Raw genomic sequence first — 8,494 nt, forward strand, 5'->3', positions numbered from 1 at the left:
CCTTGGGTGCGGCATGCGCCTCGGGCATGGAGTGTGACTCGGGCGCGGGAGTGGGTGCGAGCCCGGACCCGGGGGCGGGGCGCAGCCGGGACGCGGCGCTCGACCCGAGCGCGGGCCCGGAGTCGGGTGCGGGGTGCGGCGCGGAGGCGGGCTGGGACTTGCGCGCGGTACGCGGCTCGGATGCGCGGGACGCCTTGGGCGCGGCATGCGCCTTGGGTGCGGCATGCGCCTTGGGTGCGGCATGCGCCTCGGGCATGGAGTGTGACTCGGGCGCGGGAGTGGGTGCAAGCCCGGACCCGGGGGCAGGGCGCAGCCGGGACGCGGCGCTCGACCCGAGCGCGGGCCCGGAGTCGGGTGCGGGGTGCGGCGCGGAGGCGGGCTGGGACTTGCGCGCGGTACGCGGCTCGGATGCGCGGGACGCCTCGGGCACGGAGTACGCCTTGGGTGCGGCGTGCGCCTCGGGCGTGGGATGCGCCTCAGGCGCGGTGTGCGACTCGGGCGCGGCATGCAGCCCGGGCGTGGCGTGCGGCTCGGGTGCGGGATGGGTCTCCGGCATGGCATGCGCCTCAGGTGCGGGATGGGGCTCGGGCGGGGCCGGGGTCGTGGGCGGCATGGGTTTAGCTTCGGGGATCCCCGCCCCTGGGGGCTGGCGGGAATCCGACATCAAGGTTGCGCTGCCAGGGCGGCGCCGAAGGCCTCGTACGCTGTCGCGTCGAAGAGGACGAAGCGCACCTCGTCCACCACCGTGCCCGCTGTGCCCTCCGCCAGGGTCTCGCGGACCGCGCGGACGGCGATCCGGGCGGCGTCGTCCAGGGGCCAGCGGTACACCCCGGTGGAGATCGCCGGGAAGGCGACGGTGCGGGCGCCGAGCTCGGCGGCGAGGTCCAGGGACGTGCGGTAGCAGGAGGCGAGCAGGTCCGAGCGGTCGTCGGTGGCCGACCAGACGGGTCCGACGGTGTGGATGACGTGCGCGGCGTCCAGGCGGCCCGCCGTCGTGGCGACGGCCCGCCCGGTCGGCAGTCCCTTCCCGTACCGCGAGGCACGCAGGGCACGGCACTCGGCGAGGATGTCGGGGCCACCACGGCGGTGGATGGCGCCGTCGACTCCGCCGCCCCCGAGGAGCGAGGAGTTCGCCGCGTTCACCAGAGCGTCGGCGGTCTGCTCCGTGATGTCGCCCTGGACGAGCGTGATGCGGGCGGTCATCGGTCCTCCCTCAGGTGCTTCCAGACAGCCTTCGCGGCGTTGTGCCCGGACATGCCGTGCACCCCGGGGCCCGGCGGGGTCGCGGACGAGCAGATGAAGACGGCCGGGTGCCGGGTGCGGTACGGGAACGGGGTGAGCCGGGGCCGCAGCAGCAGCTGGAGTCCGCTCGCGGCGCCGCAGGCGATGTCGCCGCCCACATAGTTCGCGTTGCGCGCGGCGAGCTGGGGCGGGCCCGCGGTGGCGCGGGCGAGCACGCGGTCGCGGAAGCCGGGCGCGAACCGCTCGAGCTGCCGCTCGACGGCGTCCGTCAGGTCACCGCGCCAGCCGTTCGGCACGTGCCCGTACGCCCAGAAGACCTGCTTGCCCTCGGGGGCGCGGGACGGGTCGGCGACGCCGGGCTGGACGGTGATCAGGAACGGGACGTCGGGCGCGCGGCCCTCGCGGGACGCGGCGCGCAGCGCGGTGCCGATCTCCCGGCTGCTCGATCCGACCTGCACGGTCCCCGCGACGCGCGCCTCGGGCGCGGTCCACGGCACGGGCCCGTCGAGCGCGTAGTCGAGCTTGAAGGCGGCGGCGCCGTACCGGAACCGGTCGTAGGAGCGGCCGAGGCCCGCGATCCGGGCGAGCGCGGTGGGTGAGGTGTCGAAGACGTACGCGCGGGCGGGCGGCAGGTCGTCGAGGCGCTTGACCTCGTACCCGGTGTGCAGGGTGCCGCCGAGGTCCTTCAGGTACGCGGCGAGCGCGTCGCTGATCGACTGGGAGCCGCCGCGCGCGACCGGCCACCCGCGCGCGTGGGCGGCGAGGGCGAAGACCAGGCCGACGGCGCTGGTCGCGAAGCCGCCCAGGGGCGCGATGACATGGGCGACGAGCCCGGCGAACAGGGCCCGCGCCCGGTCGTCGTGGAACCGCCGGGTCAGCAGGGTCGACGGCGGCAGGCCGACGAGCCCGAAGCGGGCGAGCAGCACCGGGTCGCGCGGCAGCGCGGTCAGCGGCAGCGCCATGAAGTCCCGCACCAGGGCATCCCAGTGGGGCAGGAAGGGCTCGACGAGCCGTCGGTACGCGCCCGCGTCGCGCGGTCCGAAGGAGGCGGCCGTCTCGGCGACGGAGCGCGCGAGGACGGCGGCGGTGCCGTCGGGGAACGGGTGCGCCATCGGGAGGCGGGGGTGGGCCCACTGAAGGCCGTACCGCTCCAGGGGCAGGGCGCGGAACGCCGGTGAGTTGATGCCGAGGGGGTGCGCGGCCGAGCACGGGTCGTGCCGGAAGCCGGGCAGCGTGAGCTCTTCGGTGCGGGCGCCGCCTCCGATGGTGTCGTTGGCCTCGAAGACGGCCACCGAGAATCCGCGGCGGGCCAGCTCGACGGCGGCGGTCAGACCGTTCGGTCCCGCCCCCACGACGGCGGCATCGAGCATCGAGGGCACCTTCGGACTCCTTTGTCAGCCGGTGGCCGGTGCCGCACAGGATATGCCGGAGCACCGACAACGACCGGTCTGCGGGCCACCGGACAGCGGTCAGGCCCCGTCCGCCAGCGCGGCCGCGACCCGGCGGGCCGTGGCCTCGTCCCGCGCCGCGGTGAACGGCAGTGCGTTGCCCCCGGTGATGGCGAAGGGCACGCCGTCGCGCGTGAGGTGGGCGCCGCCCGCCTCCTCGACCAGGAGCAGGCCCGCCGCGTGGTCCCAGGCGAGCTCCCAGCTGAACGCCACGGCGTCGAGCTCGCCCCGGGCGACGGCCAGGTACTCCAGGCCCGCGGAGCCGCAGGGGCGGGGCGCGAAGCCGTCGGCGCGCAGGCCGAGCAGGGCGCGCTTCTGGTCGTCGGTCGTGAAGTCCGGGTGGGAGGTGGCCACCGTGAGGGCGCTGCCGGGCTCGGGGGAACCGGCGCTCAGGGGCTCGCCGTTCAGCGTCGCGCCCCTGCCGCGGATCGCCACCGCGCACGCGTCGAGCGCCGGAGCGTACGTCCAGGAGGCGAGGACCACGCCGTCCAGGGCGAGCGCGACCAGCGTGCAGAAGCCGGGGTCGCCGTGCACGAACTGGCGTGTCCCGTCGACGGGATCGACGATCCACACCGGGGCGGAGCCGGATATCGCGTCGTACGTCGCCGGGTCGGCGTGCACCGCCTCCTCGCCGACGACGACGGAGCCGGGGAGCAGCGCCGTCAGCTCGCGGGTGAGGAACTCCTCGGCGAGGCGGTCGGCGACCGTGACCAAGTCGTGCGGGCCGCTCTTCTGTACGACGTCGGCGGCGGCGAGCTGCCGGAACCGCGGGGTGATCTCCGCGGCCGCGGCCTTCCGGATCACGTGCTCCACGTCGGCGGCCTGACGTGCGAGAAAGTCGTCGATGCTTTCCTTGATTACCTGCGTTTCGATCATGCCTCCATGAGAGCACGCCGCACTGACATCCCGTGCGCGAGGGGTGAACAAGGGGTGGAATCCGGGTGAAACCGCACCTTCCCGGGGACACGCCGCCTCCCCGGGGACACGCCGCCTCTCCGGAGACACGACGCCTCCCCGGGGCGCGCCGTCACCGCCCCACCGCGTACCCCTGCATCCCCCTCGGATTGGCCGCCGCCGACAGGATCCCGGTGCGCGGGTCCCGCGCGACCGCGCAGAGCCGCCCCTCCGACCAGGCGTCCCCCACGGTGACGTCGTGCCCGCGGGCCCGCAGCCCCGCCACGACGGCCGGGTCCGTGCGGGCCTCGACGGTGACGCTGCCGGGGCGCATCCCGCGCGGAAAGAAGGAGCTGGGGAAGGAGTCGTTGTGCCAGTTCGGGGCGTCGACGGCGCCCTGGAGGTCGAGGCCGCCGCGGACGTCGGCGCGGAGCGCGACCGCGAGGAAGAAGTGCACCTGCCACTGGTCCTGCTGGTCGCCTCCGGGGGTGCCGAAGGCGAGCACGGGGACGCCGTCCTTGAGGGCGAGCGACGGGGTGAGCGTGGTGCGGGGGCGGCGCCCCGGGGTGAGGGAGCTCGGCAGGCCCTCCTCCAGCCAGGTCATCTGGAGCCGGGTGCCGAGCGGGAAGCCGAGCTCCGGGACGACGGGGTTGGACTGGAGCCAGCCGCCCGACGGCGTGGCCGCGACCATGTTGCCCCAGCGGTCGACGACGTCCAGGTGACAGGTGTCGCCGTGGGTGGCGCCGTCCCCGGCCACCGTCGGTTCACCGGCGCCCGCGGCGGCAACGGTGCCCGCGTACCCCAGCGGGTCGAACGGCGGCTCGCCGGCCGCGACCGCCCGCGCGTGGGCGGCCAGTTTCGCCGTGCGGCCGCCCGGCGACCCCGGCCTGAGTTCGTACGACGCCTCGGCCCCGACGAGCCGCCGCCGCTCGGCGCTGTAGGTGTCGGAGAGCAGGTCGTCCAGGGGGACGTCGGCGGCGTCGCCGTACCAGGCCTCGCGGTCGGCCATGGCGAGCTTGCAGCCCTCGACGAGCAGGTGCACGTACGCGGCGGAGCCGTAGGCGGGCAGGTCGGGCGGGAGCAGGGCGAGCTGCTGGAGGAACGCGGGCCCCTGGCTCCAGGGGCCCGCCTTGCACAGCGTCCAGCCCCGCCAGTCGTAGGTCACCGGGTCCTCGTACGTCGCCGACCAGGCGGCGAGGTCGGTGGCCGTGAGCGGGCCCCGGTGGCGCCTGCCGCTGGTGTCCAGGGTGGGCCGCGCGGCCTGGCGCACCAGGGCCTCGGCGATGAACCCGGACCGCCACACCGCGCGGGCGGCCTCGATCTGGGCGGTCCGGTCGGCGCCGCCCGTGTGCTCCGCCTCGTCGATCAGGCGCCGCCAGGTGGCGGCCAGGCTCGGATTGCGCAGCAGCGTGCCCGGCGCGGGCGCCGAGCCGCCCGGCAGGTACACCTCCGCCGACGACGTCCACTCGGTCTCGAACAGCTCCCGTACGGTCTCGACGGTCTCGCCGACGCGCTCCACGGGCGGGTGCCCGTCCTCGGCGTACCCGATGGCGTACTCCAGGACGTCGGCGAGCGGCTTCGTGCCGTGGTCGCGCAGGAGCAGCATCCACGCGTCGAAGGCGCCGGGCACGGCGGCCGCGAGCGGTCCCGTGCCCGGCACCCGGTCGAGCCCGAGCTCGTCCCGGTAGTGGGCGATCGTGGCCCCCTGGGGCGCGACGCCCTGTCCGCACAGGACCCGTACGGGCCCGCCCGCGGGCGCGAGGATGATCGGCACCTCGCCCGCGGGGCCGTTGAGGTGCGGCTCGACGACGTGGAGCACGAAGCCCGCGGCGACGGCGGCGTCGTACGCGTTGCCGCCGTCCTCGAGGACGGCCATCGCGGACTGCGAGGCGAGCCAGTGGGTGGAGGACACCATGCCGAAGGTGCCCTGGAGCGTGGGACGCGTGGTGAACATGCGCCGCAGGCTAGCTCTGGCCGCCGCGAACCGGGCCGCCAGGTACCGGCGTTCGCGTCGGCACGGAGGCCAGGCCGTGGGTCCGGGCCCGCCGCGCCGTGGCCGCCCGGTCCCGGGTGCCGAGCTTCCGGTAGACGGACTGGAGGTGCTTCTGCACGGTGTGCACCGAGATGCCGAGGCGGCGTCCGATGGCCGCGGCGGTCAACTCGTCGGCGAGCAGGCTCAGTACGGTCCGCTCCCTCGGGGTGAGGTCGCTGCCGGGCGCCGTGTCCTCGGGGACAGGGCCGCGCGCGCGTCGCCCGCTGCCCGGGGAGTCGGCCGCGCGCCACCGGCCGAGCAGCTCGGCCTGTGCGTCGACGCCCGCGAGCAGGGGCTGGACGCGCCGTGCGTACGCGAGTTGGGATGCGGTGAAGCCGGGTCCCGAGCGGCAGATCAGGAGGTAGCGGAAGGGCCCGGAGGTGTCCGGGAGCGGGAGGCCGAGGACGTGGTCCGTGCCGAGGGTGTCCCGCAGCAGCTTCGCCGTCTCGCTGCCGTGCCACGCCCGGTCGCCGAGGACGTCCGTGGCGGTCCGCGGTGTCCGGTCGCCGGACGAGGCGTAGTAGTCCGCCAGGGGGCAGCCGCGGCGGATCCGGTCCAGTACGTCCTCGTCGAGCCGGTGGCCCGCGGCGCCGTCCGCCGCCCAGAAGCACAACGCGCGCTCGGCGCCCGCCCATTCGCCCCGTTCCAGGAACAGGAACTCACCGCCGCAGGCGTGCAGCAGGTCCCTCACGACCGGGTGCCAGAGGCGCCGCGGGTCCGGCTCCCGCAGTGCCACGACGGCGAGGTCGGGCACGCGTTCCTCGTCACGCGGCGGCAAAGTCGACATAGGAAACACCACGCCTCCCCGATTTTGACGCGTTCTTAATGCTCTCCGTAGGGAACCTTACGTGCTCCCTGACACGTCGCTCCGCGCCCGGGGAGGCCCGCGGGCGCGGAGTGCTGCGTTAGCGTTGAGGGACTTTACGGACAGGTTGAGGGACTTCACGGACAGCAGGAGGAGTCGCGGTGCACGGCGAGTACAAGGTCCCCGGCGGCAAGCTCGTCGTGGTGGATCTGGAGGTCGAGGACGGTGTCCTGCGCCAGGTGCGGGTGGCCGGGGACTTCTTCCTGGAGCCGGACGAGGCGATCCTCGCGATCGACGCCGCGCTGGAGGGCGCCCCCGCCGACACGGACGCGGCCGGGCTCGTCGCCCGCGTCGAGGCGGCCCTGCCCCCGGGCACGGTGATGTACGGCCTCACGGCGGAGGGCGTCGCGATCGCGGTGCGCCGTGCCCTCGCCCACGCCACGGACTGGACGGACTACGCCTGGCAGCTCGTCCATGAGGGCCCGCAGTCGCCCGCGCTGCACATGGCGCTCGACCAGGTCCTGACGGAGGAGGTCGCGGCGGGCCGGCGGCCGCCGACGCTGCGGGTGTGGGAGTGGGGCGCGCCCTCGGTGATCATCGGCAGCTTCCAGTCGCTGCGCAACGAGGTCGACCCCGAGGGCGCGGAGCGGCACGGCATCGGGGTGGTGCGGCGGATCTCCGGCGGCGGCGCCATGTTCGTGGAGCCGGGCAACACGATCACGTACTCGCTCTCGGTGCCCGACGCCCTCGTACAGGGCCTGTCGTTCCAGGACAGCTACGCCTACCTGGACGACTGGGTGCTCGGCGCCCTCGGCGACATGGGCGTCAAGGCGTGGTACCAGCCGCTCAACGACATCGCGACGGACGCCGGGAAGATCGCGGGCGCGGCGCAGAAGCGGATGGTGGGGCCGGGCGGCGGCCCCGGCGCCGTGCTCCACCACGTGACCATGGCCTACGACATCGACGCCGACAAGATGCTCGACGTGCTGCGCATCGGCCGCGAGAAGCTGTCGGACAAGGGCACGAAGAGCGCGAAGAAGCGCGTCGACCCGCTGCGCCGCCAGACGGGCCTTCCCCGCGAGGCCGTCATCGACCGGATGATCGACTCCTTCCGCACCCGGTACGGCCTCGCGGCGGGCAAGGTCACCGAGGAGGAGCTGGCCCGCGCCCAGGAACTCGCGCGGACGAAGTTCAGCACGCCGGAGTGGACGGCGCGGGTGCCGTAGGCGATCCGCCCGCAGGCGATCCGCCCGCAGGCACCGGTCACGGCGAGCCCGTGGGCCGGGGTGCCGTCGGCCGGTTCGGCGGGGCCTTCCGCCACGCGGTCGTGCCGATCTGCGCCGTGCTGCCGAGGTCCACGCCGCCGTCCGGCGTGACGCTCCGCGTGCGCAGGCCCGGGCCCGGTGTGACCTTGAGGTAGGTGCCGTTGACGGGGAGGCGTGAGGTGTCGGTGTACGTGTTGCGCCACAGCACGGACGCCGTGGCCGCCTGGCCGCGCTTGAGCGTGACGGGGTGCGGGCCGGGGTCGTCCGCGGCCGACGTGACCGGCTCCGGGCCCCGGTGGACCCGCACGGCGAGGGGTCTGCGCTCGTCGTCGAGGACCTGGAGTGCCGGGTAGCCGTTCAGGCGGTACGGGTCCTTGCCGCAGTTGGTCACCGTGAGGGTCAGCGCGCGCAGGCCCATCGCGGCCTCGACCGGCCCGGATTCGAGGGTGACGCCGGATCGGGCGGCGCAGGGGCGGGCCGGGGCCTTGGTGGGGCGGTCGGGGCCGTAGGGCACGTAGGTGTCGGGGTCCAGCTTCTCCGCGGTGACGGCGTAGTCCGACGGCTTCACCGGGGTCTTGGCGCCCGGGTCCGCCGCGGAGCTGCAGGCGGTCGCGAGTGCAGTGGCCGCGCAGGCGGCGGCGACGGCTCTGAGCGATATGACGGTCACTCAAGGATCATGCCACGTAGGGGCCTTGCCGGGGGCTCCCCAATCCCGCCCCTTCCCGCTGCATCGATTAGCGGCTTCGCCGCGGGTAGGGGCTCCGCCCCTAGGACCCCTTCTATCCGCGCTGCGCGCTCGTCCTCAAAC

Annotated in this window: 7 protein-coding genes and 1 pseudogene; 1 reads left to right on the top strand and 7 read right to left on the bottom strand. The window is 75.0% G+C overall.

Annotated features, from left to right (window positions below):
- The 6 genes and pseudogenes from ACFWZ5_RS11515 to ACFWZ5_RS11540 all read right to left on the bottom strand — a co-directional run.
- Nucleotides 1-556: pseudogene (locus ACFWZ5_RS11515) on the bottom strand (hypothetical protein); the annotation flags it as partial.
- Nucleotides 557-663: 107 nt separating this feature from the next.
- On the bottom strand, nt 664-1,203 hold the full coding sequence (locus tag ACFWZ5_RS11520; protein WP_384802299.1) for an O-acetyl-ADP-ribose deacetylase: 540 nt from the start codon (nt 1,201-1,203) through the stop codon (nt 664-666).
- The gene (locus tag ACFWZ5_RS11525; protein ID WP_384802296.1) at nt 1,200-2,621 is read right to left on the bottom strand and encodes a phytoene desaturase family protein; all 1,422 of its coding nucleotides are present in this window, start codon (nt 2,619-2,621) and stop codon (nt 1,200-1,202) included. Before ACFWZ5_RS11525 ends, ACFWZ5_RS11520 begins: the two co-directional genes overlap by 4 nt.
- A gap of 90 nt (nt 2,622-2,711) precedes the next feature.
- Nucleotides 2,712-3,566: an inositol monophosphatase family protein gene (locus ACFWZ5_RS11530; RefSeq protein WP_384802293.1), complete on the bottom strand. Its 855-nt coding sequence runs from the start codon at nt 3,564-3,566 to the stop codon at nt 2,712-2,714.
- 151 nt (nt 3,567-3,717) lie between these two features.
- The gene (locus tag ACFWZ5_RS11535) at nt 3,718-5,538 is read right to left on the bottom strand and encodes a gamma-glutamyltransferase family protein (protein WP_384802290.1); all 1,821 of its coding nucleotides are present in this window, start codon (nt 5,536-5,538) and stop codon (nt 3,718-3,720) included.
- Between the two features lie 10 nt (nt 5,539-5,548).
- Nucleotides 5,549-6,403, bottom strand: coding sequence for a LuxR C-terminal-related transcriptional regulator (locus tag ACFWZ5_RS11540; protein ID WP_384802287.1), 855 nt, complete (start codon nt 6,401-6,403; stop codon nt 5,549-5,551).
- 179 nt (nt 6,404-6,582) lie between these two features.
- Here ACFWZ5_RS11540 and ACFWZ5_RS11545 point away from each other — a divergent pair, with 179 nt between their 5' ends.
- Entirely contained in the window at nt 6,583-7,647 is a 1,065-nt protein-coding gene (locus tag ACFWZ5_RS11545; protein WP_384802284.1) for a biotin/lipoate A/B protein ligase family protein, read from the top strand.
- A gap of 37 nt (nt 7,648-7,684) precedes the next feature.
- Here ACFWZ5_RS11545 and ACFWZ5_RS11550 read toward each other — a convergent pair whose 3' ends face one another.
- Nucleotides 7,685-8,353 (bottom strand): DUF4232 domain-containing protein, encoded by a 669-nt coding sequence (locus ACFWZ5_RS11550; protein WP_384802281.1) that lies wholly within the window; start codon nt 8,351-8,353, stop codon nt 7,685-7,687.
- Nucleotides 8,354-8,494: the final 141 nt, after the last annotated feature.

The organism is Streptomyces sp. NPDC059003 (assembly GCF_042740445.1).
Taxonomy (GTDB): domain Bacteria; phylum Actinomycetota; class Actinomycetes; order Streptomycetales; family Streptomycetaceae; genus Streptomyces.